At 36.6% G+C, this 23,202-nt stretch carries 19 protein-coding genes and 1 pseudogene; 14 read left to right on the forward strand and 6 right to left on the reverse strand.

The window, feature by feature from the left end; genetic code table 11:
• Positions 1-47 precede the first annotated feature (47 nt).
• The 4 genes and pseudogenes from metF to ODZ84_RS16660 all read left to right on the forward strand — a co-directional run.
• A complete protein-coding gene (metF, locus tag ODZ84_RS16650; RefSeq protein WP_266173526.1) occupies positions 48-1,007 on the forward strand; it encodes a methylenetetrahydrofolate reductase [NAD(P)H] in 960 nt (319 codons plus the stop codon).
• A 75-nt stretch (positions 1,008-1,082) separates the two neighbouring features.
• Positions 1,083-1,361, forward strand: a complete 279-nt coding sequence (locus ODZ84_RS16655; protein ID WP_408612349.1) for a transposase — start codon at positions 1,083-1,085, stop codon at positions 1,359-1,361.
• A 42-nt stretch (positions 1,362-1,403) separates the two neighbouring features.
• Positions 1,404-1,631, forward strand: coding sequence for a bacteriocin-like protein (locus ODZ84_RS23685; RefSeq protein WP_408612350.1), 228 nt, complete (start codon positions 1,404-1,406; stop codon positions 1,629-1,631).
• Between the two features lie 160 nt (positions 1,632-1,791).
• Positions 1,792-2,604 (forward strand): annotated as a pseudogene (locus ODZ84_RS16660) (GLPGLI family protein); the annotation flags it as partial.
• A gap of 46 nt (positions 2,605-2,650) precedes the next feature.
• Here the strand turns inward: ODZ84_RS16660 and ODZ84_RS16665 are convergent.
• The 3 genes from ODZ84_RS16665 to ODZ84_RS16675 all read right to left on the reverse strand — a co-directional run bounded on the left by ODZ84_RS16665 (position 2,651) and on the right by ODZ84_RS16675 (position 4,585).
• Positions 2,651-2,983, reverse strand: a complete 333-nt coding sequence (locus ODZ84_RS16665) for a hypothetical protein (RefSeq protein WP_266173527.1) — start codon at positions 2,981-2,983, stop codon at positions 2,651-2,653.
• A gap of 233 nt (positions 2,984-3,216) precedes the next feature.
• The gene (locus ODZ84_RS16670; RefSeq protein ID WP_266173528.1) at positions 3,217-3,363 is read right to left on the reverse strand and encodes a hypothetical protein; all 147 of its coding nucleotides are present in this window, start codon (positions 3,361-3,363) and stop codon (positions 3,217-3,219) included.
• Between the two features lie 64 nt (positions 3,364-3,427).
• A complete protein-coding gene (locus ODZ84_RS16675) occupies positions 3,428-4,585 on the reverse strand; it encodes a hypothetical protein (protein WP_323136759.1) in 1,158 nt (385 codons plus the stop codon).
• Positions 4,586-4,680: 95 nt separating this feature from the next.
• Here ODZ84_RS16675 and folE point away from each other — a divergent pair, with 95 nt between their 5' ends.
• The 7 genes from folE (at position 4,681) to ODZ84_RS16710 (ending at position 13,654) form a co-directional block, all read left to right on the forward strand.
• Positions 4,681-5,349 carry a GTP cyclohydrolase I FolE gene (folE, locus tag ODZ84_RS16680; protein WP_266173529.1) on the forward strand — a complete coding sequence of 223 codons (669 nt, stop codon included), beginning with the start codon at positions 4,681-4,683 and terminating at the stop codon, positions 5,347-5,349.
• Between the two features lie 159 nt (positions 5,350-5,508).
• Positions 5,509-6,975 (forward strand): cysteine--tRNA ligase, encoded by a 1,467-nt coding sequence (gene cysS, locus ODZ84_RS16685; RefSeq protein ID WP_266173530.1) that lies wholly within the window; start codon positions 5,509-5,511, stop codon positions 6,973-6,975.
• 354 nt (positions 6,976-7,329) lie between these two features.
• Positions 7,330-8,496, forward strand: a complete 1,167-nt coding sequence (locus ODZ84_RS16690) for a T9SS type A sorting domain-containing protein (protein WP_266173531.1) — start codon at positions 7,330-7,332, stop codon at positions 8,494-8,496.
• Between the two features lie 122 nt (positions 8,497-8,618).
• On the forward strand, positions 8,619-11,270 hold the full coding sequence (locus ODZ84_RS16695) for a 4-alpha-glucanotransferase (RefSeq protein ID WP_266173532.1): 2,652 nt from the start codon (positions 8,619-8,621) through the stop codon (positions 11,268-11,270).
• 136 nt (positions 11,271-11,406) lie between these two features.
• Entirely contained in the window at positions 11,407-12,378 is a 972-nt protein-coding gene (locus ODZ84_RS16700; RefSeq protein WP_266173533.1) for a hypothetical protein, read from the forward strand.
• A gap of 179 nt (positions 12,379-12,557) precedes the next feature.
• Positions 12,558-13,016 (forward strand): hypothetical protein, encoded by a 459-nt coding sequence (locus ODZ84_RS16705; RefSeq protein WP_266173534.1) that lies wholly within the window; start codon positions 12,558-12,560, stop codon positions 13,014-13,016.
• Between the two features lie 128 nt (positions 13,017-13,144).
• Positions 13,145-13,654 carry a ferritin gene (locus ODZ84_RS16710; protein ID WP_266173535.1) on the forward strand — a complete coding sequence of 170 codons (510 nt, stop codon included), beginning with the start codon at positions 13,145-13,147 and terminating at the stop codon, positions 13,652-13,654.
• Positions 13,655-13,727: 73 nt separating this feature from the next.
• Here the strand turns inward: ODZ84_RS16710 and ODZ84_RS16715 are convergent, their stop codons facing one another.
• Both ODZ84_RS16715 and ODZ84_RS16720 read right to left on the reverse strand, forming a co-directional pair.
• Positions 13,728-16,706 carry a S8 family serine peptidase gene (locus ODZ84_RS16715; protein WP_323136760.1) on the reverse strand — a complete coding sequence of 993 codons (2,979 nt, stop codon included), beginning with the start codon at positions 16,704-16,706 and terminating at the stop codon, positions 13,728-13,730.
• Positions 16,707-16,992: 286 nt separating this feature from the next.
• Positions 16,993-20,133, reverse strand: coding sequence for a UvrD-helicase domain-containing protein (locus ODZ84_RS16720; RefSeq protein WP_266173536.1), 3,141 nt, complete (start codon positions 20,131-20,133; stop codon positions 16,993-16,995).
• A gap of 181 nt (positions 20,134-20,314) precedes the next feature.
• Between ODZ84_RS16720 and ODZ84_RS16725 the strand changes: the two genes are divergently transcribed.
• From ODZ84_RS16725 to ODZ84_RS16735, 3 genes are all read left to right on the forward strand, one after another.
• Complete coding sequence (locus ODZ84_RS16725) at positions 20,315-21,061, forward strand: hypothetical protein (protein ID WP_266173537.1); 747 nt, start codon at positions 20,315-20,317, stop codon at positions 21,059-21,061.
• 9 nt (positions 21,062-21,070) lie between these two features.
• The gene (locus ODZ84_RS16730) at positions 21,071-21,829 is read left to right on the forward strand and encodes a carboxypeptidase-like regulatory domain-containing protein (protein ID WP_266173538.1); all 759 of its coding nucleotides are present in this window, start codon (positions 21,071-21,073) and stop codon (positions 21,827-21,829) included.
• 73 nt (positions 21,830-21,902) lie between these two features.
• Entirely contained in the window at positions 21,903-22,637 is a 735-nt protein-coding gene (locus tag ODZ84_RS16735) for an SIMPL domain-containing protein (protein ID WP_266173539.1), read from the forward strand.
• A gap of 52 nt (positions 22,638-22,689) precedes the next feature.
• Here the strand turns inward: ODZ84_RS16735 and ODZ84_RS16740 are convergent, their stop codons facing one another.
• Positions 22,690-23,202: a GNAT family N-acetyltransferase gene (locus ODZ84_RS16740; RefSeq protein WP_266173540.1), complete on the reverse strand. Its 513-nt coding sequence runs from the start codon at positions 23,200-23,202 to the stop codon at positions 22,690-22,692.

Here is a 23,202-nt window from a genome sequence, read left to right on the forward strand (position 1 = left end):
GTTTAAAACAATTGACAGCTGACCATCAACACTCAACAAAAAATAAAATGAAAATAACAGATCATATAAAAAACGCAAACGGAAAAACTTTATTTTCCCTTGAGGTGGTACCGCCACAGAAGGGAATCGGAATTGAAGATTTATACAGGAATATTGATCCGTTAATGGAGTTTAAGCCGCCATTCATCGATGTTACGACCTCCAGAGAAGAATATATTTATATCGATAAAGGTAATGGTCTAATGGAGCGCCGAATTACACGGATGCGTCCGGGGACTTTAGGAATTTGTGCAGCCATCCAACATAAATACAGCGTAGATACGGTCCCGCATTTACTGTGCGGTGGCTTTACCAAAGAAGAAACAGAATACCTTTTGGTTGACTGTATGTATCTTGGAATTGACAATATTATGGCACTGAGAGGTGATGCTATGAAAGGGCATCAATACTTTGAGCCTACGCTGGGTGGGCATGCCAGTGCCATGGATCTGGTACATCAGATCAATAATCTGGGAAGGGGAAAATACCTGCATAATGAGGAAAAAGAGTGTGAAGAACATAACAAATTCTGCATTGGAGTAGCGGGATATCCTGAAAAACATATGGAAGCTCCGTCCATGAATTATGACCTGAAATGGCTGAAACAAAAAGTTGATGCCGGGGCAGATTATATTGTTACCCAAATGTTTTTTGACAATAAAAAATACATAGAATTTGTAACGAAAGCCCGTGAAATGGGAATTACTGTTCCCATTATTCCCGGAATCAAACCGATTGCAACGAAAAAACATCTTAAAATCTTACCCCAGATTTTTAAAATTGATTTACCGGAAGAATTAATTAACGAAGTGGAAAAGGCAAAAAATAATGAAGCCGTAAAGCAGATCGGAATTGAGTGGGCAGTTAATCAATGCAGGGAATTACTTCAATTTCATGTTCCGGTCTTACATTTTTACTCTATGGGGAAGAGTGATAATATTAAAAAAGTAGCCGGAGAGCTATTCTGATAGTAAATATTTAATGGAAAGAGAGCCTTTATTCAGGGCTCTTTTTTTATAAATAAATTTAGGCGCCTACATACTTTGTATACGAACTTAAAATCTACTAATAAAGTAATTGTTAATCATGCTAAAAAGGAATATGTGAATGGTAATACAAGCACAAATTGTATCGAGAATTTTTTGGGAAGTTTAAAACGTGGAATTATTGGAATTTACAGAGTTGTTTCAAGTAAACATCTTCAGAAATACATCTTTGAATTGGTATTTAGATATAATACAGGAAAAATGAGTTCAAGTGAAATATTTATATATTTATTATCAAATGTTAAAGGATGTAATGACCTGTTTAAAATACTATGATAGAGGCATTTAACATAATAAAATATTTCTCAACTATTTGATTTGTTTATATATATTTGTGACTTAACATTTAAAATTCACAAATATGAAAAGCTTAAAAAATTGTCTCGTAATGAACTTAAAACTGTAAAAGGAAGTAAAGCATGTAGTCAATGGTACACCATATACTCAGGCTGTGGTAAAGACTATTCTTTATGTGGTGATAACTATGCTACAATTGGAGACATGCATGATGCGATGAATGAGTTTAACAAAATTAAATGCGGTTAAAATTTAATGAGGCCGTCCCGCAACTCGTGAAAACGGCCTTTTTCATGAAATTTTCCTGTATCCCTATACGAGAACGATTTTCATTCAAACGATTCTAAACCTACATCGTTTAGTTGTGATACACCTTAATTAATAAAAAAATGAAAATTTATTCTCCCTTTTAATATTAATATTTGTACAATTTAAATCTCAAAAAATTTCTTTGGCTGGAAATTCTATGAAACCTTTTTCATATGATGAAAAAATAATAAGTACCGGTAATTACAATGTATATTATGAAGTGAAATTTGCTAAGGATACAAGAAAAACAAAAAAATTAGAAGAAGCTGTATGTATATTAATGTTGGGAGATAATTTGTCTTTATTTTCAGATTATAACGAAGTAAGGAGTGATTCCTTATCAGAAAACTATAGTCACAAAAATCAGATTAATGCACAAGAATTTAGCATGTATAATAATTTTATAGAAAAATGGAAAATTACTATTCTAAAAGATTTTAAACACAATAAAAATATTATTCAAGACTATGCTAAAGGTATTTATCAATATGAAGAAAAACATTTCAAATTTGATTGGAAGTTAGAAAATGAAACCAAAGAAATATTAGGATATGTTTGCCAAAAAGCCTTAACTGAATATAGGGGTAGAAAATATATAGCTTGGTATTCTAAAGACCTTCCAATGAATAATGGGCCTTATGTTTTTCAGGATCTTCCTGGATTAATAATGGAAATAGGAGATTCTAAAGACAATTATCATTTTAAAGCAATTGCTATCGATCATAAACCTAGTAAAATTTATTTGAAAACGGGTAAACATGTATTAGAAGTTTCAAGAGAGAGATTTAGGAAAGTTCAAAAAAATGTACATGAAAATCCTGGTTTTTATAGTAAACCAATCTATGATGCTAATGGAGAGCCAATCAATATTAAACTTAAATCAAAACCTTATAATCCAATAGAGTTGGAATAAATGAAGAGAAGCCGTCTCATTTAGAATGAGGCGGCTTCAATAGTAATTATTGATTTAAAAACTTCACTAATTTTATAAGATCAGCTTCGTTATTGAATTTTATTTTGTTTGATTTGGCAAATTCTTCAATAGCTTCTTTTTTATCAGGAAGCTGCTGGGTAATTTCTTTCAGGTTTTTAGGTTTTTTTATAAATCCATTTTCAGTTTTAATGTAATAGACGGGTTCTAATGTTTTAAAAGACGCAGGTCTGTCCGTTGCATACGAATTCAGAGCAGGAACCATATCAATGAACTTTGTCTTTATTTTTTTATACAGCTTATTTTTTCCATTGACAAGCTCGTAAAAATAACCACTCATATCATCATTGGTCTCAAGCAAAACTAATGTAGCTTTTTTAGGCGAAGCTACTTCTATTCTTGAAAATTTGGAGTCTTTTGGTAGTGTTAACGGTTTCCCATCCTTTTGAAATTCTACCTCATCAGTATAACTATTATATCTGATACTTGTTTTTTCGTAGTTTTCAGCAACTTTTGCTGGCGCAAAATTGATATCAACATAGGGAGATCCTGCAATCTCGTCATATTTTAAGGATTTTCCTGCATTTTCCGATTTTACGCCAAAAACAGCATGATCTCCTCCGAGGCTATTAACGGAGTAAGTACTTGAAAAGCTTGATTGATACCAGCCGGAGTATAATTCTGAGCAGTAACAATATTAAAAGATAATGCTAAAACAGCACTTAGAAATAGATTTTTCATTATTATTAATTTTGGTATCAAAAATACAAATTTAAGTTAAATGTAAAATGATCTTTTAATTTAGTTATTGCAATTCAGGATGCCGCTCAAAAGGCTTTTCTCTGTCAAATAAATACCGGTATGTTGCCAGTTTTCGCGTTACTTCCGTATCCAGATTTTCAGCAATTTTAATCATCTTGGGATTAAAATCACCTATCCACTGCAGTTCGGTTTCTGTGAAATCAGTATGCTTTCTCAAATGTTGGGTTCCTTCCCAGATCATATAGCCTTCAATACCTTTCCTTTGCCATTCCGGAACAACTCCAAAAACCAGCCCCACCATTTTTTCATTTTTTCTGGTTTTTTTTACCCATAGAAATTTCAGTTTTTCTATGAAGCCAAATTTTCCATTCAGATATTTGAACCATTGGTTCAGATCCGGAATGTTCATCCACATAGCAATGGGCTTCTCATTCTCATAGACAAACCATGAAATATGCTCGTTGATGATAGGCTTCATAGTTTTAAACATTTCCAGAGTTTTCGGTTCATCCAGGCATTTTCCCTCTCCATGAGATGCCCAGGCTTTATTGTAGATTTCAGTAAAGTCTTTGGCAAATTTTTCGAGATCATTCTTTTTCATCGGTCTTGCAGAAATATTCGGATTCTTACTGTGTTTGGCATGCATGACGGTGAAAACTCTTGAAACTTCCGCATAAATCGATCTTGAGAAGCAAAGCTGTTCAAAATAAATATTAAATCCATAGTTTTCAAGAAGATCCTTGTAATAAGGAAAATTATAATTCATTCCGTACAAAGGTTCAACAAACCCTTCGATTAGAAGACCCCAGAATTTGTCCCGCTCTCCAAAATTGATGGGTCCATCCATCGCTTCCATACCTTTTTGTAGAAGCCAGTTTTTACAATAGTCAAAAATAAAATTGGCAGTTTCCTGATCGTTAATACAGTCAAAAAAACCGAATCCTCCTGTAGGCTGTTTCTGCGTATAGAGTTCATTAACAAAAACAGCTACCTTTCCGACGGTCCTGCCTTCTTTGTTTTTGAATAAAAATCTTTTGCATTCTCCGGTTTTGAAAAATTTATTTTTCTCCGGATCAAAAAATTCTTCAATGTCTTTATCCAAAGGTCTGATATAGTTGATGTCGTGTTGATAAAGCCTCGCAGGAAACTCCAGAAATTCTTTTTTTTGATTTTCGTTTTGTACTTCTTCAACAGTCATCATAATTTTTTATGCAAATAAATGATTAGGTATATTTAAGCTAAATTGAAATATAACGAATAGATATTATCCGTATTTTTGCTGCAAATTAAATAAAAATGGTTGATTTTACGGATAACGATGATGATATTTTCACAGGAAAAGAACATACGCCTATAAGGAAGGATGCTTTTGATAAATCGCCACAAGAAAAAATAGAAAAAATAACAGAACTTTTCGGAGAAATCATGGACACCTTAGGGCTCGATATGACAGATGACTCTTTAAAAGATTCTCCAAAACGGGTTGCCAAAATGTATGTGAATGAAATTTTCGGGGGTCTGCTTCCTGAAAACAAACCGGGAATCTCTACATTTTCCAACAAATATAAATACCGGCAGATGTTGGTAGAAAAAGATATTACAGTATATTCGTTCTGTGAGCATCATTTTTTGCCGATTATCGGAAGAGCACATGTTGCTTACATTTCGAACGGTGAGGTGATCGGTCTTTCAAAAATTAACAGGATCGTTGATTACTATGCTAAAAGACCGCAGGTCCAGGAAAGACTTACCATGCAGATTGTAGACGCTCTGAAAGAAGCACTTGGAACTAAAGATGTAGCCTGCATCATCGATGCGAAACATCTATGTGTAAATTGCAGGGGAATAAAAGACACGGCAAGTTCGACAATTACCGCAGAATTAAGTGGTATTTTCAGAACAAATCCTATTACAAGACAGGAATTCCTGCATTACGTAGGAAGCCATGCGAAGTTGGATTATTAAAATTTAAAGTAATGATAAAATTTAAAAAAGTTTCAGATAAGATTTACGTAACCACTATTATTTGTTGTTGCTGTGAATACTGTTGTTAAAAGAAATATGTCTTTTAATATATTTAGACTTTAAACTAAACTAACAATCATTACATCAAAAAACAAAACGATGCAATTAAAATTATACAACTCGCTTACAGGAGAAAAAGAAATATTTAAACCTATTTTAGACGGAAACGTTGGAATGTACGTTTGCGGACCTACTGTTTACAGCAATGTACATTTAGGAAATGTAAGAACCTTTCTTTCTTTCGATTTTATTTACCGGAGCTTAACGCATCTCGGCTATAAGGTAAGATATGTAAGAAATATCACCGATGCAGGCCACCTTACGGATGACGGAGACGTGAACAACGACCGATTTGTAAAGCAAACCCGTCTTGAGAAACTGGAACCCATGGAAATCGTACAGAAATACACCGTTGATTTTCATAAAGTCCTGGATATGTTCAATCTGTTGCCTCCTAATATTGAACCGACTGCAACGGGACACATTGTAGAGCAGATTGAACTGACTCAGAAATTAATTGAAAAAGGATTTGCCTATGAAAGTAACGGCTCTGTATATTTTGATGTGTTGGAATACAACAGAAGAGGTCTGAATTACGGTGAACTTTCAAAAAGAAATATTGAAGAACTCTTCGCCAATACCCGTGACCTGGACGGACAGGGAGAAAAGAAGAATCCTCAGGATTTCGCATTATGGAAAAAAGCATCTCCTGCTCACATTATGAGATGGAACTCCCCTTGGGGAGAAGGTTTCCCGGGATGGCATCTTGAGTGTACGGCGATGAGTACAAAATATCTGGGAGAAACGTTTGATATTCACGGAGGAGGAATGGATTTAAAGTTCCCTCACCACGAGTGTGAAATTGCCCAGGGGAAAGCCTGCAATGGATCTGCGCCGGTCAATTACTGGATGCATGCCAATATGCTGACGATGAATTCTCAACGGATGAGTAAATCAACAGGAAATTATATTTTACCCATGCAGCTGGTGACCGGTGAAAATGATTTCTTTGAAAAACCTTTCCATCCGTCGATTGTACGTTTCTGTTTCCTGCAGGCTCATTACAGAAGTGTTTTGGATATTTCCAATGATGCGATGCTTGCCAGCGAAAAAGGCTTTATCAGGTTAATGGAAGCGATTAAAATTTTAAATTCAATCGGTCCGAACGATGACAAACAGTCTGGCTTCAACCTGGAAGAGTGGAAAAAGAAAGCTTATGATGCCTTATCCGATGATTTTAATTCGCCTGTCTTGATTGCGCATCTATTTGAAGCGGTAAAATTTATCTTTGCTTTAAATGATGCCAAAGAAACTATTTCAACAGAAGATTTACAGGATTTAAAAACTACTTTGAATGCTTTAATCTTTGATGTTTTAGGCTTACAGGCAGTAGAAGAAAACAACAACGAAAAACTGGACCAGACGCTACAGGTTTTAATCGAATTAAGAAATCAGGCAAGAAAATCCAAAAATTTTGATCTTTCGGACCAGATCCGCGACAAGCTCCTTGCAGAAGGGATCGAATTGAAAGACGGAAGAGACGGAACAACGTACGTTTTAAATTAAACTAAACTTCTTAAATAATATCTCTCGCAAATTTTGCTGATTACGCGGATTTTTAGGCTAAATCATCTGCCAAATCATCAAAATATGCGGGAGGTTTTTATAACGATCTTAGAGTCCGGGCGATCTTAATAAAATATTCGTACTTCTTTATCAGAAAATCTTATCTGATGGGTTTGGGCCATAACATCTATAGCTTTCGGAATAAAGATAAATTCTGCGACCTGCTTTCTCCTCATTCTGAATACAACATCATCATTCGTAAAATTCTTTCCAAACTGTAGAAATTTTTCATAAACTGATCTATAAATTATGTAACTTAGTCATACTAAAATGATTAAAAATAAATTTATAGATATGAAAAAACATTTATTCCCTTTATTTTTGCTTTTATCAGGAGCAACGATAAATGCACAACAGGATTTTTTTGCTTTGGTTGGAAAGGATACACCAAGCATTATTTTCAATGATTTCCGTGCGTTTGATGCCACGAACGGTACTTCAGGTGAAAAAATTTTTACATCTGATTCTTCAGCGAAGGTATTTTCACAGTCCGGAAAAGGTTCCGTTACTGAAGATAAAAATACCTATAACAATTCGCAGGCGATTACAATGGCAACATTAGCGTATGATGCTTCTGGTAATAACCTCGTCTATATGCCGATGTTTTCTTCTAATATTTATATTTTAAATACGAAGACCAGGGAAATTAATTTAATTGAAAATAATGTGGCCAGAGTCACCTCATGCGATATCAATTCCCATATCACCAGAATGACGACAGGATATGACGGGAATATTTATGCGATCAATAATGCGGGAACCCAGTTTTTAAAAATCAGCCGAAACGGAAACCAATATGTCGTCAGCGATCTCGGAATCATCAGGGATGACGTTTCCAACGGGAAAAATTCTTTTACCACTATTGAAACAGGATTTGGGGGCGATATGGTCGCTGATGCAGATAATAACTTCTACGTTTTTGCAACATCAGGAAATGTTTTCAAGGTTTCGACTAAAGAATTAAAAGCGAAATTTATCGGTCGTATTTCAGGGATTCCTGAAAACTATTCGGTAAACGGTTCTGCTGTCAATTCTAAAGGTAATGTAGTCATTGCCAGTGCAAAAGGAGCTGCTTTATATGAAGTGGATCTGAAAACTTTGAAGGCTGGAGAAATTGGTGGCGAAAAGAATCTCCATATTTATGATCTGGCAAGTAAATATTTTGCCAATGACAGAGCGGTTTCAAATATAATTTCAGCCAATCTGGATATCTATCCGACCCGGGTAGATGAGGGTGTTATTAATATTCAGGTAAATGATAGATCAGTAAAAGGAGATATCAGGATGGAAGTCTTTGATATGTCGGGTAAAAATGTATTGAAACTAAATCTAAGAGTGAAAGACGGTTTGCTGAATCAGCAGGTTGATCTTAAAAATCTGGTAAGTGGAGCTTATCTGATCAATATCACCGATGAATCAGGAAAAATAGTATTGAATAAGAAAATTTTAGTTACAGAATAACCTTAACTTTGAGGATGATTATCAACCTTTCCAACTTTTTGGGAAGGTTTTTTTAATGAATATTTCATATTCATTAAGTTTTATTTTTCGAGATTATAACGTATTTTTATAAAAAAATATAAATGAAGCTATATTTTAATGTTGGTTATAATACAAAAGTAGGTGAGAGTTTACAGTTGATTATCAATGAAGAAGGAGCTGTTCCACAGAAGCATATAATGTTTTATTCGGAAAACGGATTATGGAAATCTGAGGTCGATTTTTTTTCAAGATCTATTTCTTATCAATATCAGCTGGTAGATGAAACAGGAAATATTCTGAGAGAGGAATTTGTCTCTCACGAGCTCAATTTTCCTCACAATTACAAAGAATTTGTCATTTTCGATGAGTGGAATAATAAAAACTTTCCTGAAAATTATTTAAACAATAAAATTCTTTACAATAAGCTGAATCAGTTTTCTCCCGGAAAAATATCAGTGCTGAAAAAGCATACTCATCTTTTCCGGATTGAGGCACCGATTTATAATCCGGACTGGAAAATTGTTCTGATGGGTAATACCGCTTCATTAGGAAATTGGGAATATGACAAAGCCGTTCATCTGGCTCAGACGAATTTCGGAATTTGGGAGGCTTCGGTTGAAATTTCTGAAAACGAATTTATTCAGTATAAATATGCTATTTATGACCTTGTAGAGGGAAGAGTTATTGATATTGAAACAGGCGAAAACAGGTTTGCCGTTCCGAATATATCGAAGGAGGTCCTGCATGTAGTTTCCAATCATTATTTCAGGTTCAGGCTCTATCAGATGTATCACGATGCGGGAGTTGCCGTTCCTGTTTTCTCCCTGAGGACGGAAAATGGTTTCGGAGTCGGAGAGTTTTCCGATTTGAAAAAGCTGGCAGAATGGAATAGAGAAACTGGGCTCGGAATAATCCAGATTTTACCCATTAATGATACGACAGCCAATTATACATGGACGGACTCTTATCCTTATGCAGCAGTTTCCGTGTATGCCCTACATCCGCAGTACATCTCATTAGATAACCTTGATTTTGAATTGCCGAAAGATTTAGTTGAAGAGTATAACGCTGAAAAGACAGCATTAAATTCTTTAGAGTTAATCGATTACGAAAAAATGATTTCCTCAAAATGGAAATATCTGAAAGCAGTCTTTAATGAAGATAAAGATAAAATATACAAAGACAGAAATTTTAAAAAGTTTATTAAAGATAATGAAAGCTGGTTGCTTGCATATTCTGCATTCTGTGTACTAAGAGACAAGTACAAAACTCCGAATTTTAATGAATGGAAAACCCATAAAAAATACATAGCCGGGAAAATTGCCTCTTTTTTCACGGTAAAAAGCAAGGATTACGATTCGTCAATGCTTCATGCCTGGGTTCAGTATCAGCTTCATAAACAACTAAAAGATGCGGTAAATTATATGCACAGTTTAGGGGTTTCTGTAAAAGGTGACCTTCCCATCGGAATTTACAGGCATTCTGTAGAAGCATGGACGGAACCTGAACTTTTTGGAATGGACTTCCAGGCTGGGGCGCCGCCTGATCAGTTTACAGAATTAGGACAAAACTGGGAATTTCCAACCTATAACTGGGAGGCCATGAGAGCCAACGACTATACATGGTGGAAAAACAGGTTTAAAGCATTAGAACAGTATTTTGATGCCATGAGGATAGACCATATTTTAGGTTTTTTCAGAATATGGAGAATGCCTGTTTCTGCTACGCAGGGGATTTTAGGATATTTTTATCCTGCGGTTCCCATCACCCTGGAAGAGTTTAATGCATGGCATATCCCGTTTAACTTTGACAGATATTGTAAGCCATTTATAAACGATCAGATCATCTTGAAATATTTCGGTGAGAATACCAGCAAAGCCTTAGAATTTATGGATAATAACGGCGACGGGACATACTCATTGAAAGAAGAATTTAATACCCAGAGAAAGTTATCAGAATTCTTTAAGAAAACTCCATGCGGTTCTATTGAAGACCAGTTGATCTCACTGTGTGCGAATGTCTTGTTTCTCATTGAAGAAAAGAATGGGCAGGTAGTTTACCATCCACGATTCAAGGCATACACAACCGATTCATATCTATATCTATCGGATTGGGAAAAAAAGTCTATTTATGATCTCTATCACGATTATTTCTTTAAAAGACAGGATCATTTATGGTATGAAAAAGCCATGGAAAAGCTTCCTGTCATTTTGAATTCGACCAAAATGCTTATCTGTGGTGAGGATCTAGGGATGGTGCCGGACTGTGTTCCTGTAGTGATGGATGAACTGGCAATCGTGGCTTTAAAGGTTCAGCGTATGCCTTCTGATGACATTCCGTTTTACAATCCAAAAAATGCAGGTTATCTGAACGTAGTCACAGCCTCTTCTCATGATAGCTCAACCTTGCGACAATGGTGGAAAGAAGATCCGGCTTTAACGCAGAAATATTTCAACGAACAACTGGTTCAATATGGGAAGGCACCTGATGAATTAGATGAAAATCTTGCTGAGATTATTATGAAGCAGCATCTTTATAATGATTCTATGCTGGCCATTTTCCCGATTCAGGAGTTTTTAGCAACAGATAAAGATCTTGTTAACCCTGAAATGGATAACGAAAGGATTAATAATCCTGCTGTTTTCCCTCATTACTGGAGATACAGGATGCATCTGAATCTTGAAGATTTGAAAGCAGCCACCCATTTTAACAAAAAGATAGCCAATTGGGTAAAAGATAGTGGAAGATTATAAATTTTATATTTGATTGTCAATTACTTAATAATAAATTAAAAGAAGTTTTATCGTATGATTTAACTTCTTTTTTTTATTTATATCCAAAAGATAGAATAGAGAAATCTTACTATATAACCAATTAACGACTATAGAAATGAAAAAAATACTCTTGGGATTTGCTTTGACTTTGGCGACTTTGTCGTTTGCTCAGCAATATCCGAACAACGGATGGGGAGATGATGAATATTACGGAAGTAACGACGGATATTACAGCGATCAGGATGATCAGAATTACTTTCCGGATGATTATTATTACAACTATCCTCAGGATTATTATCCTACCGATTATTATCAGAATTATTACAACGATTACAGAAACAGTATCGTTAACATAAACTGGAATGTTTTTTTTAATCAAAACAGATTGAACAGATGGCAGATCGATCAGATCTTAAGATTAAATAATCTGTATGTAAGTTTCTCTAACTGGAATAACTACTACAGATACAATCCGGACCGCTGGTATTATGACAGATTCTATGCTTTGGAAAGAATTATGGGTCCTAGAGTATTTGTGGTTTTCCAGAATAATTATTACAGAGGTGCAAGCCCGGTAGTGTATTTCCAGAATTACAGAAGAACGTACTATACGCCAAGATACAGACCGATGCCCCGCTACAGAAACGTAAACATAAATATTTACAGAGTAGACAGAGCAAAATTCCGTAGAAGTGATAACCCTACTTTTAATATTGTGAGAAGCAACAGACCAAATAATGGGTTCAGAGGCGACACAAGAGATAATAACAGCGGGTTCCGTAATCAGTCTGATAACAGAACAAGAGGTAATAATTCCGGAGGTTTCCGTAATGATAACGACAGAGTCAGAAATAATAACAACGGTTTCAGAGGAAATTCCGATAATAATAACAGAACGGGAAATAATGGAGGATTCAGAAATTCTGAAGTAAGAAGAGAGGAGCCAAAACGAATTGAAAACAGCAGACCTCGTGAAAACAACGGAGGTTTTAGAAATCAAAGAGAAAATACCGCTCCAAAACGAGAAAACAACGGCAGCAACGAAAGAAGAAATTCCGGTTTTAGAAACGGATTTGCAAATAATTAATTTTCATATATTATATTTAAGTGGTGTGAGGGCAGATTTTTATAGTCTGCTCTTTTTTTATTTTAATTGTTATCGTTTTTATATTTAAATTTAACATTATTTATGAATATTTTCATTTAACTTATTATTTAACATATAATCAAAAAGATATATAACAATTAATTAGATATTTTTTAAAGATGAAAAAGTTGATTTTAGCAATAGCATTTATCGGAATCGGAAGTTTTGCGATGGCACAAACTACAAATTCACAGGACAAAGCAGCAACAAAAGCTGAGTTCAGACAAAAAAGACAACAGAAAGAGCAGGAGCATCTGGCTCAGATGCAGAAGGACCTGAATCTAAACCAGGGTCAGGTAGATAAAATTAAGGCTCTTCATGAAAAAAGAAAGGCTGAAATGAAGGCTGATTTTGATAAAAATAAAGATCAGAGACAGGCTAAGATGGCGGAGATGAAGGCAAAAAGAGCACAGATGGATGCAGATATGAAGCAGATTCTTACTCCTCAGCAGTATGATCAATGGCAGGCAGACAGAAAGGCAAAAATGGAGCAGAGAAGAATGGCAATGAAAGAGAGAGGAATGAAAGGGGGAAAGATGCATAAACCAATGAATACAGCTGCACCTGAAGTGAAGTAACAGCTTGAAGTTTCAATTTTTTAATGTTGAGAGGGCGGATGTATTCCGTCCTTTTTTGTATTAAATTTTCCCTAAATTTTTGATTTCGACGTTTTATTCCATAATTTTGAAGATAAAATTTATTACTTATGGTAAGCGAGAAAATTGCAAAATTAATTAACGAACAGATAGCCCACGAACAATACGCTGCACAATATTATCTTTCTATGTCTGCATGGTTTTCAAGTAAAGATCTTGAAGGAATTGCTAATTATTTCAGAGTGCAGAGCAAAGAAGAATTAATGCATGCTGATAAAATGTATGATTATCTTAATGATGTAGGGGGAGAAATCATTATCGGTGAAATTGCTAAACCACCTCATCAGTTTGACAATGCTATTGATATTTTTCAAAAAGCATTAGAGCATGAGAAAACGGTGACGAGAAGTATTTTCAATATTGTAAAAAATGCAAACGAAGAAGGAGATTTTGCTACAACATCTTTTCTGCAGTGGTTTATTAACGAGCAGGTAGAAGAGGAGGCCAGCGCATCTCAATATGTAACGAAAATAAAAATGGTAAGTGATAACCCTTCTGCATTGTACCTTTTCGATCAGGAATTGGCACAGAGAGTTTTCGTGGCAGATCCTACCGCATAACAAGTCTGAATAGTTGACAAAAGCAAAAAGAGCAGAAATTTCTGCTCTTTTTTTATGCTTGTTGATCAATAAATTAATGTTTTACAATCAGGTGTACCGATCTTTTCTCGTTATTAGCAAGAATGCTCACTACATACACTCCGTCAATCAGTTCAGAAATAGAGAATGATTTTTTATTGATCCCTTTTCTCATTCCTTCTCCGTTACTGACTGTTTTCAGGGTTTTACCGTTGTAATCCATGATCTGGATGCTCATTCTAGCGTCCTGAAGCAGATTCATCTCCAATGTAGCAACATCAGATGCCGGGTTTGGAGATAATTTTAGGTCCTGAACAATCATACTCTGAGCCTGGGCCTGTCTGCATTTCTCGTCACAGTAAGGCGTTCCGTTAGAATCTTTCTGATTGATCGATACCAGGAAGTGACAGGCTGTTCCGTAGATTTCGTCCGGTTTGTCAGAAATAATCTGAGTTGCTGCAAAATCATAGTTTTCAGGCGCCCCGTTACCATTGTTAGCCACGGAGAAACTTAAAGTCACCGGATAATATTCATCAGCTTCCAGGCGGATATTTCTTAGAATAACATTGGAAGGATCTACGACCAGCACCTCATGGGTATTGTAGTTTAAGATGTCAATTCCGCTTCCCTGCATTCCAGATTCTTTCCATCGGTCCCAAATGACATCACTCAGTTTAATAACCGTTCGTCCTATTGATTTGAACGGGGTATTGGAATCTTTTACCAATTGCAGACGGATATCAAATGGCATGGCATATCCGAAATAGTTTCCGAAGTAGAATCCCGAGAATTTCGAGAAAGTTCCGCTTAGGTTTACTAATCTTGCATTTCTGGTTACAATATTATTGTTGTTTACCACATTAGGTTCAAGGGGAGCATTTGGCCCTGGATTTTCGTTAAACATCGGATCATTGGCAGAAGTGATTCTTCCTAAGAAGCAGATGACATTGTCAGAATGTCCTCCGTAGATCGCCGGATCCACCGGTGTCCATTTCGCATCAATAATATATTCCTGCCCCGGTGCAATAGGAGGGATCTTAAATCCCTGTGCGGTTGCGTATGAATTGGAAGGGTTGAATCCTGTGTACGGGATGGTAAGTTCACCACCGGCAGAATATCCGTTAATCAGTCTTGTTCCGTTCCATGACTCCGGCCATGTTTCTCCTGTAGAGCCCATAGTCCAATACAGCTTAGCAAAACTAGGAGCCGATGTAGCACATCCAAGATTACGCACTCTGAATCTCATGACATTATGCCCAGGCCCTGCGTATCCGGGATTTTCGTGAGTGATGTTCAGGTTATCATTGGTTAATCTGTTCCAGATATCAGGACTTTGATAAATGTTGGCCCACGTGTTGGCTGAAGGATTGGGCTCCAATCCAATATCTGCTGCGCTGTCAAGAGCTGCCAAGCCTGACATGGATTTAGCTCTCTGCACTGCGGCATATGCATTGACCAATCCGTAACCCATTTGATTATGCCAGGTTCCGTTTGCTCTTCCGGACGCAGATGCATAAGCATAAAGGTCGGTTCTTACTTTTTGAGCCGTCTGCTCTATAATATCTCTTACCTGCTGGCCGGTTAAACACGGATTCACTGATAAGATTAATGCGGCAACCCCTGCGATAACCGGGCAGGCAGATGAAGTACCGTTAAAAGTCTGGGTATAATTTGACGAGTCATATCCATTATTTCCCTGTCTGTCTGTGGTAGCCATTTTTACCCCGGGAGCCATAATATCCAGCTGAGTTCCATAGCAGCTTCCCCAACTTTCTCCATCGCAGGAAGTATAGCTCTTTCTTTGTCCGCAGGGACTTAAAGCGCCCACTACCAGAATTCTTGGATCCCATATTCCCGGATATCTGATACTGGTATTATCTTCATTACCGGCTGCAAATACGACTACCATACCCTTGCCGCTTCTGCCGTTGACAAGAGCATTGGTAATTGCATTTTCAATAATGGCGGAAGGTGCATAACCTCCCCATGAATTACTGATGACATCCACTCCGTTGGTGGTGGCCCAGTTAAAACCATTGGCGAGCTGTTGTGGAGTGTTCGCAAACGTAAGATTAATACTGATAGAGATTAACCCGGTATTAGGCGCTACACCACTCACACCAAGATTATTATTTTGTACTGCTCCCGTAATTCCTGCGCAGGCAGTGCCATGATCTCCTCTTACCACTGAAGGGGAGGTGTTGGTCTGTGCATCGTATCCTGTTCCAAATACATTTGCTGCCAGATCAGGGTGATTCATTTCAAAACCGTGATCGAAAATGGCGGTTTTTACATTGGCCCCGGTAGACAGAGTCCATGCCTGTTCTGCTTTAATGTCGATTCCGGCATAGGCAGCTCCGTACTGTCCTGTATTTTTCAGTGACCATTGATTGGGAAAATAAGGATCGGCAGTAGCCTCAAGGTTATGATACATAAATTCGGGCTCTGCAATTTCAAATTTTCCTGTTTCAAAAAATAAATTAGCCATATCCATCGCACTTGCCCGCACAGAATTTTTAGTTACTTCTACGGTGTACCATAAGGGCATATATTCGTTATATCCTAAAACGGTTACCTTATTTTTGGCAGCAAGCTCCTGTAATAATCCAACATCATTTTTGGACTTCAGTTTTACATAAAAGTTATTGGACATCCCCATTTTCTGGCCTTCAGCGCTTATAAAACAAGGTGATGCGATCAATACTTCAGGGTTGGCATTTTTTTCTGCAATGTCAGCAGCATATTTTTCATCGGTAGCAGCGTCACTTTCTATCTCTGCATAGAATGTTCTGTTGTTTTCTAAAGATTTCCTGTCAGCAGCCACCAATGAGTTTCTGGTGAAATTTTCAACGACAGGGGTTTTTGTTTTAAGGGTTTTCGAAGCATCTGCCGTCCTGGTGGAGATCGCTATTGAGGATCTGTCTGCCTTTAGGAAATATTTTTTTCCCTGGTAGTAATAGAAATACCGGGATTGTGCACTTATGCCCAGTATCATAAAGAGCGATAAGAGGAGGGTAAAAATTTTAATTTTCATAATGATTTGTTTTCAGTGGTTAATATTTTGCAAACGGATTAACGAATGATCATTAAGGCGGGTGAAAATGTCTATTTGGCATAATTCATGTATTTAAAGTTAATAGAAAACTGTCCTTAAAATATTTGTAATCAATATCTTAAAGTAGCTTTTATTAAAGTTATAGGAAAATCCTTATCGGTAACCAGCTGGATTAATTAACTGATTACCGATAATGATTAAGTGATGTAATTAATGAGATAAGTGTGAATTGTAAACCGGGAAATGGTTTTTGCTGCTAAAATAATTATAAGTAAATAAGCTGGGTCTTTAGGACTTTTCTTCCCAACGATTCAAGAATCTTTTTATAGTTTTCTATCTGTTTTTCGTTCGCTGCAGTTTCTTCTCCCGTTTTGAAATCAACAATAATATAGCCCTCTGAACCTTTCAGTATACGGTCTGGTCTGTAGATTCGGCTTTCGCCGTTTTGGGAGATCATGATGTCTTTTTCATTGATCACCTGCCATTTTTCATCAAAAAACTCAGCGTGAGTATCCACGATTTCTTCCAGGGTCGTCTGGATTTCGTTTTTTTCCTCCATGATGATCTGCCCTTCGAGGACATAGCGCTCCAGTACTTTGGCAATATCCTTCTTTGTATTGATTTTGGATAACAGTTCGTGAACAAAAAGACCGATCCTTACTTTTTCATTACGTACCTGATAATTTTTCGACGGAGTTGCTATTTTAATAGAGGTATTGCCTTCGCTCTTATTCTTGTGGATATGGATATCCTTGGTTTTAAAAGATGAGGTTTTGTGTTTAGAGTACTTTTTCAGCATTTCCGGATGTACGTCATACAAATCAAACTCGTCCAGATTGTCGGGATTTTTTGTCTGGAGAAATTCCAGAAGTTCAAGATTATTGGAAGTCTTATTGGCTTTCTGGATATAAAAAAACAGCTGTTCCACAGGTCTTGTTGTCGCTACATATTGAAGACATAACCGGTCGATCAGGTTTTTGTAAGAATTTTGCTTATTAAAGATCTCAATTTCAGGATCATAGACTTCCAGGTTCTTATTAAACTGGTTAATGTTTACCGACTTCAGCGCTGCATCAGTGCTTGTCTCAAACCAGTTGGTAAATTCACTGTCCCTGTTTTTATTCATCATCGGGATAAATACAATCGGAAATTCCAGACCTTTGGCTTTATGGATGGTCATAATTTGTATGGCATCGATATTCTCTGACGCCTGAATGGTGTATTTGGATGCTTCTTCATCCCAATATTTAAGGAATTCCTTTGTACTCGCTCCGGCATTCTGAGTAAAGTTGAACAACATTTCCAGGAAGTTCAGCAGAAAGTCCGTTTCCTTCTCCTCAAAAGAAAATTCATTGATATAATATTCTATAAAATTATACAGGTTAAATCTCGGAAAATTCTCCTGTTTTAATTGTAAAGAATAGGTTTTCTCAATAAACTGTAAAATTTCTTCATGAGATTCAATATCCAGAATTTTGCTCATTTCCAGCGTGAAATCTGCCATTCTGACTCTCCCCAGCTGATTCAGATAATACATCATCATGATGAGGTTGGGCTTATTTTTGGGATTGGTTTCCCATTTCAGAAATTCAATCACGGCTTTCAGGGTATGAGACAGTTCCAGAGTCAGTCCCTTGTCGGATATGGTTTTAACATTGGTTTCTTCACCGTTATAGATGACCTTAAGATTTCCCAGCTTCTGAGAATAACTGAAAATATCAAAATTTCCGCGACAGAGAATCGTAATGTCGGAAAACTTAAAACCCTGATCCAGGCTCTCTTGGATATCTTTGCGCATTTTCTCCGACGTATCGTTATAAAAATCATCATTCGTTAAATTCTCAATGAGATTGACTTTCACCCGCCCCTCTTTCGATGATCTTGGACTCTGCCCGGCATCGCTTCCGAAAATAGAAGCATGCTCATCCTGTAAGTTTCTGGAATGGTACTGGTACAGTTCGTTATTGAAATTAACAATATTTTTTGCGCTTCTCCAGTTATCTTTTAAGACAAGAAGTTCAGCATCTCTTGGTGAAAATTCCTTCTTGTTGATAATATCCAGCATGATTTTACTTTCTCCTCCACGAAAACGGTAAATACTTTGCTTGGGATCTCCCACCAACGTAAAAGTAGTATTCTCTGTAGATACCGAATGATCTCGCAGCGGAACAAAATTCTGCCACTGAAGTGCCGAGGTATCCTGAAACTCATCGAAGAAATAATGCTGAAACTGGGATCCTACTTTCTCATAAATAAAAGCGGAAGGCTCGTTTCTCAGGTTTTCATTAATCAGGATATTGAATTTTGATAACAGGACCAGGTCATTCTCTTCTTCAATCTTATGGAGTTCATCCTGAATATCCTTATTTACTTTCAGTGGAAGAAGAGCAGATAAAATTTTCTCTTTTTTCTGTGTTTCTATATACAAAAGGATCAGCTGCATCCTGTTTTCAAGCAGTTGCTCCAAAATTTCAAATATCTCGGATTCTTTATTTTTAGATTTCGCAGAACATCCCTTCCTGTAATTATTAACTACGGATTCTTCCTGTGTTGTGGGAAACGGAAAACCTGTTCTCTGCTGATTATAAAAGTCAAGAACTTTTACAAAGAAGCCTCCGATCCCGTTTTTACCCTGAGCAAAATCTTCAACCTCAATATTTCTGGACCTGAAAAGCTCAATCGATTTTGTGGCAAGCTCATGAGCCTGTTTTCTATTGGCAATAATTTCTTTCCGGAGTGCATTTTTTATATTTTCATAATTGGCACTGTCGAAGTCTTTATTATTTTTGAGGTGTTCATAATGGATATCCTTTACAAATTCCTTTGCAGAATCATAAAGACTTTTGTTTAAATTGATTCTTTCATTGTTTTCAAGGCTATAGTCTACATAATCCATGAAAGAATTGGAAATCACTTCATTTTCTCCGATCTGATCAAGCATCTTATCTACCGCCTCGATCAAATAGGGTTCTGCTTCAATTTCAAGATTAAAATTTTTGGCCAGCCCCAGTTCATAGGAGAAACTTCTTACCAGCCTTGAGTTGAAACGGTCAATTGTTCCGATATTAAGTGTTGAATAATTATGAAGCACATAATCGAGGAGTTTTTTAGACCGGTTATGCAATTCATCAATAGTGATTTTCAGACCTTCTTGCTCAAATGCCTTCTGTATGTTTTTTAAATCCCCGTTTTCAGCATAAGAATCTGCCGAAAAGTTTCCCAGCCAGGATAAAATTCTTTCCTTCATTTCGTTGGCAGCTTTATTGGTAAAAGTGAGTGCCAGAATATTCCTGATCGAGTGCTGCTGATGAGGATAACGAAGACAGATCATCAAAAGACGCTGCACCAGGGCATAAGTTTTGCCGGAGCCCGCAGAAGCATTGATTACTGTATAAGAATTTTGCATTTTTATGAAGAATTGGAAGTGCAAGTTAGCTAAAATTTACATGAAATTTTAACAATACAGGCTCGCTATTTAACGGTTTCGAAAATCAAAATACTAAATAAATCCCAAAACGCGTTAACTGTGGTTAAACTTATGCTATAATTTAAAAATATTGATAGTTTTGTTTCATAAAAAACTATTCGTGAAAATTAAACTACTCTTTATTTTATTAACGCTATTTTTTATTACCGGTAATGCTCAGGAATACATTTTCGGGAAGGTGATGTCCGAAGAGAATCTGGAGATGCAGGATGTTACTGTTATTAATATCAGAACAGACGAACGTGTACCCTCCAATAAAGACGGTCATTTTATGATATCCGGAAGAGCCGGAGATGAGCTGAGATTTATTAAAACCGGCTACGATCGTTTCAATGTAAAAATTACGAAGGAAAATATCAGCGCACCGCTGAACATTAGGCTTACCCGCGCAAGCATTCAGATCCCTGAAATTGAAATCTCCAAAGGCCTTACGGGAGACCTGAAGATCGATTCCAAAACCCTCAACAGACCTAAAAAAGTGGAGCGGCTGGTTAGAGAGATCGATCAGTATATGGTAAAAAAGTCGGATCCCAGGATTCTGGCAGCAAGAGCCGGAGAATTTGTACAGCCTAAAGGACAGGGATTTTCTGTGGGGAAGGTGAAAAACAAATGGGATGATGTGGATTTTATGACTTATCTAACCAATGTATTGGGTGAGCAGTATTTTACAGATCTGAAAATAGATAAACCGAATATTCAGCATTTTATTTATTATGTCTTTGCCGGAGGTTTTGAAAGGAAAAATATATTAAAATACGGATATTGCAGCGATGCAGATTTAAACAGGTTTCAGAGAGCTGTTTTAACGCGTATCTCCTCTTACCGTGCACCTTATACTCAAAAATAAATTCTTGGTATGGCAAAAGGCAGATGGGGAATAATTTTAATTTTTCTCTTTGGAATAATTTATTCTCAGGAAACGGTTACCGGGAAAATTACAGATCAGGATCATAGTGACCTCGCATCCGTCATGGTTATTAATATGGCTACAGACCAGAAAACATACAGTGATTCTTCCGGAGAATTTTCAATCTCAGCATCAGAAGATGATGAGCTTAGGTTCGTAAAAGTCGGCTATGAAAGAAATTCCGTAAGAGTTTTGAAATCCGGGATAAATTCTAAGGTGTTTATGATGATGATAAAAGTTCCTGAAGAAATTGAAGAAGTAAAAGTGGCCAGAAAAGAAGATGCTGCCCGTAGGACTAAAGGGGAGCAGGTAAGAGATGCCGTAGGGCTTCCGCAACCCAGAGGTAAAATGAGAGAAAAACCGGCAGAAGTAAAGCAGGTGCTGATTCCCATTCTTTTAGGACAGTTAAATGTTCAGGGCGCATACGACCTGATCAGTGGAAAAGCACGGCGACAAAAAAGAGCTTACCGGTATGATGACTTACAGGAGCATATTTTATGGGTGAGAAACAGAGTCGATAATGATTATTTTACAAAAGCGGGAATTCCCGTTGAAAGAATTTCTGAATTTATCGAGTTTTCGTTTTCCGAAAACCCTCATATCAGAACCTATGTAAAATCTAAAAACCTATCCGGAGTTTTATTCAGAATGGAAGAAACTATTCCTACGTATCTTGAGCGTTTGCAAACAGGAAAAAATAAACGTTGAACATGTTAAAAAATCTTAAAATTGGAATGGGAATTGTTGAATCTAATTGTAAATCAAAACAAAAGCTGGTTTTATGAATAAAAATATTATAGCAATTGCCATTGGTGCACTTGGATTTATTATAGGTCTAGGGCTTTTGGGAAATGCCGTCAAAAACAGGAATAAATCTGAAAATACCATTTCAGTTACCGGATTAGGTTCTAAAAAATTTACTTCCGATCTCGTAACCTGGTCCGGAAGTTTTTCTAAAAATAATTTTGATCTGAAGGCAGCATATGATGAGCTGGCAATAGACAAAAAAACGATCAATGACTATCTTCTTTCAAAGGGAGTAAAGCAAAGCGAAATTGTTTTTTCTTCGGTTGACATTCAAAAGCAGTTCAGAAACTACACGGATGCCAACGGAAATAATGTTCAGGGGGAATTCTCCGGCTATAGCCTTACGCAAAGGGTTTCCATAGAAAGTAAAGAAGTTACTAAAATTGAGAATCTTTCGAGAAATATCACAGAAATTATCAATCGCGGGATAGAGTTTACCTCATCTTCGCCCAGTTATTTCTATACAAAGCTAGCCACCGTAAAACAGGAAATGATCGCTTCTGCTACAAAAGATGCTAAAGAACGCGCAGAAAAAATTGCAGAAAACTCAGGTAGTGATCTTGGAAATCTGAAAAAAGCAACCATGGGTGTTATTCAGATTACTGCCCCCAATTCCAACGAAGATTATTCCTATGGAGGAACATTCAATACATCTTCCAAAGAAAAAGAAGCAAGCATTACAATCAAGCTGGAATACGAAGTAAACTGATCTTACGTTTAATACATAATAAACTCCGGGGTTTGTATCCCGGATTTATATTTTAATGATAAACGACATCATAGATTTCATCTTTAATCTCCTTTATATTCTCAGGAGAATAGTTGGCCAGCAACCATAAATCGAGTGGTTTTTTTCCTGGTCCGTAACTTGGCTGAACATACATTTCATCAATCAGATGAAAACCGTTCCGCTCATAAAAAGAGTAACGTCTTTTGGCATCATCGCCTAAGTGGTCGGGCTCAATCTCCAGAATAATCCTGGGATAGTTTTCAAATAAATAACCGGTGATGTACGAACCTAATTTCTGACTCCGGAACTCCGGGAATACTTCAAAATGTTCCACAAAAGTATAATTGCTCAGTTCCCAGATAATAAGATACCCGACATTTTTAGATTCGGATGAAACCGAAATTATTTTAACTTTCGGATTTGAGAATAAGGCAACCAGCGTTTTCCAGTCTCTTCTCTCGTCTTCGGGAAAGGTACTGCAGTAGGAGTCGAAAATTTCCTGAACTCTGTAATCGTCAGGACTTGTAATTTGTAAAAATTCCAT

The sequence above is a fragment of the Chryseobacterium fluminis genome (genome assembly GCF_026314945.1).
Classification (GTDB): Bacteria; Bacteroidota; Bacteroidia; order Flavobacteriales; family Weeksellaceae; genus Chryseobacterium; species Chryseobacterium fluminis.

What these genes read in the sequence shown, in the direction of transcription:
- ODZ84_RS16715 (WP_323136760.1), bottom strand. Translation starts at nt 16,706, where the DNA reads ATGAAAATTAAAATTTTTACCCTCCTCTTATCGCTCTTTATGATACTG.
- metF (WP_266173526.1), top strand. Translation starts at nt 48, where the DNA reads ATGAAAATAACAGATCATATAAAAAACGCAAACGGAAAAACTTTATTT.
- ODZ84_RS16695 (WP_266173532.1), top strand. Translation starts at nt 8,619, where the DNA reads ATGAAGCTATATTTTAATGTTGGTTATAATACAAAAGTAGGTGAGAGT.
- ODZ84_RS16730 (WP_266173538.1), top strand. Translation starts at nt 21,071, where the DNA reads ATGGCAAAAGGCAGATGGGGAATAATTTTAATTTTTCTCTTTGGAATA.
- cysS (WP_266173530.1), top strand. Translation starts at nt 5,509, where the DNA reads ATGCAATTAAAATTATACAACTCGCTTACAGGAGAAAAAGAAATATTT.
- ODZ84_RS16670 (WP_266173528.1), bottom strand. Translation starts at nt 3,363, where the DNA reads ATGAAAAATCTATTTCTAAGTGCTGTTTTAGCATTATCTTTTAATATT.
- ODZ84_RS16735 (WP_266173539.1), top strand. Translation starts at nt 21,903, where the DNA reads ATGAATAAAAATATTATAGCAATTGCCATTGGTGCACTTGGATTTATT.
- ODZ84_RS16700 (WP_266173533.1), top strand. Translation starts at nt 11,407, where the DNA reads ATGAAAAAAATACTCTTGGGATTTGCTTTGACTTTGGCGACTTTGTCG.
- ODZ84_RS16690 (WP_266173531.1), top strand. Translation starts at nt 7,330, where the DNA reads ATGAAAAAACATTTATTCCCTTTATTTTTGCTTTTATCAGGAGCAACG.
- ODZ84_RS16740 (WP_266173540.1), bottom strand. Translation starts at nt 23,202, where the DNA reads ATGGAATTTTTACAAATTACAAGTCCTGACGATTACAGAGTTCAGGAA.
- ODZ84_RS16675 (WP_323136759.1), bottom strand. Translation starts at nt 4,585, where the DNA reads ATGATGACTGTTGAAGAAGTACAAAACGAAAATCAAAAAAAAGAATTT.
- ODZ84_RS16705 (WP_266173534.1), top strand. Translation starts at nt 12,558, where the DNA reads ATGAAAAAGTTGATTTTAGCAATAGCATTTATCGGAATCGGAAGTTTT.
- folE (WP_266173529.1), top strand. Translation starts at nt 4,681, where the DNA reads ATGGTTGATTTTACGGATAACGATGATGATATTTTCACAGGAAAAGAA.
- ODZ84_RS16710 (WP_266173535.1), top strand. Translation starts at nt 13,145, where the DNA reads ATGGTAAGCGAGAAAATTGCAAAATTAATTAACGAACAGATAGCCCAC.
- ODZ84_RS16720 (WP_266173536.1), bottom strand. Translation starts at nt 20,133, where the DNA reads ATGCAAAATTCTTATACAGTAATCAATGCTTCTGCGGGCTCCGGCAAA.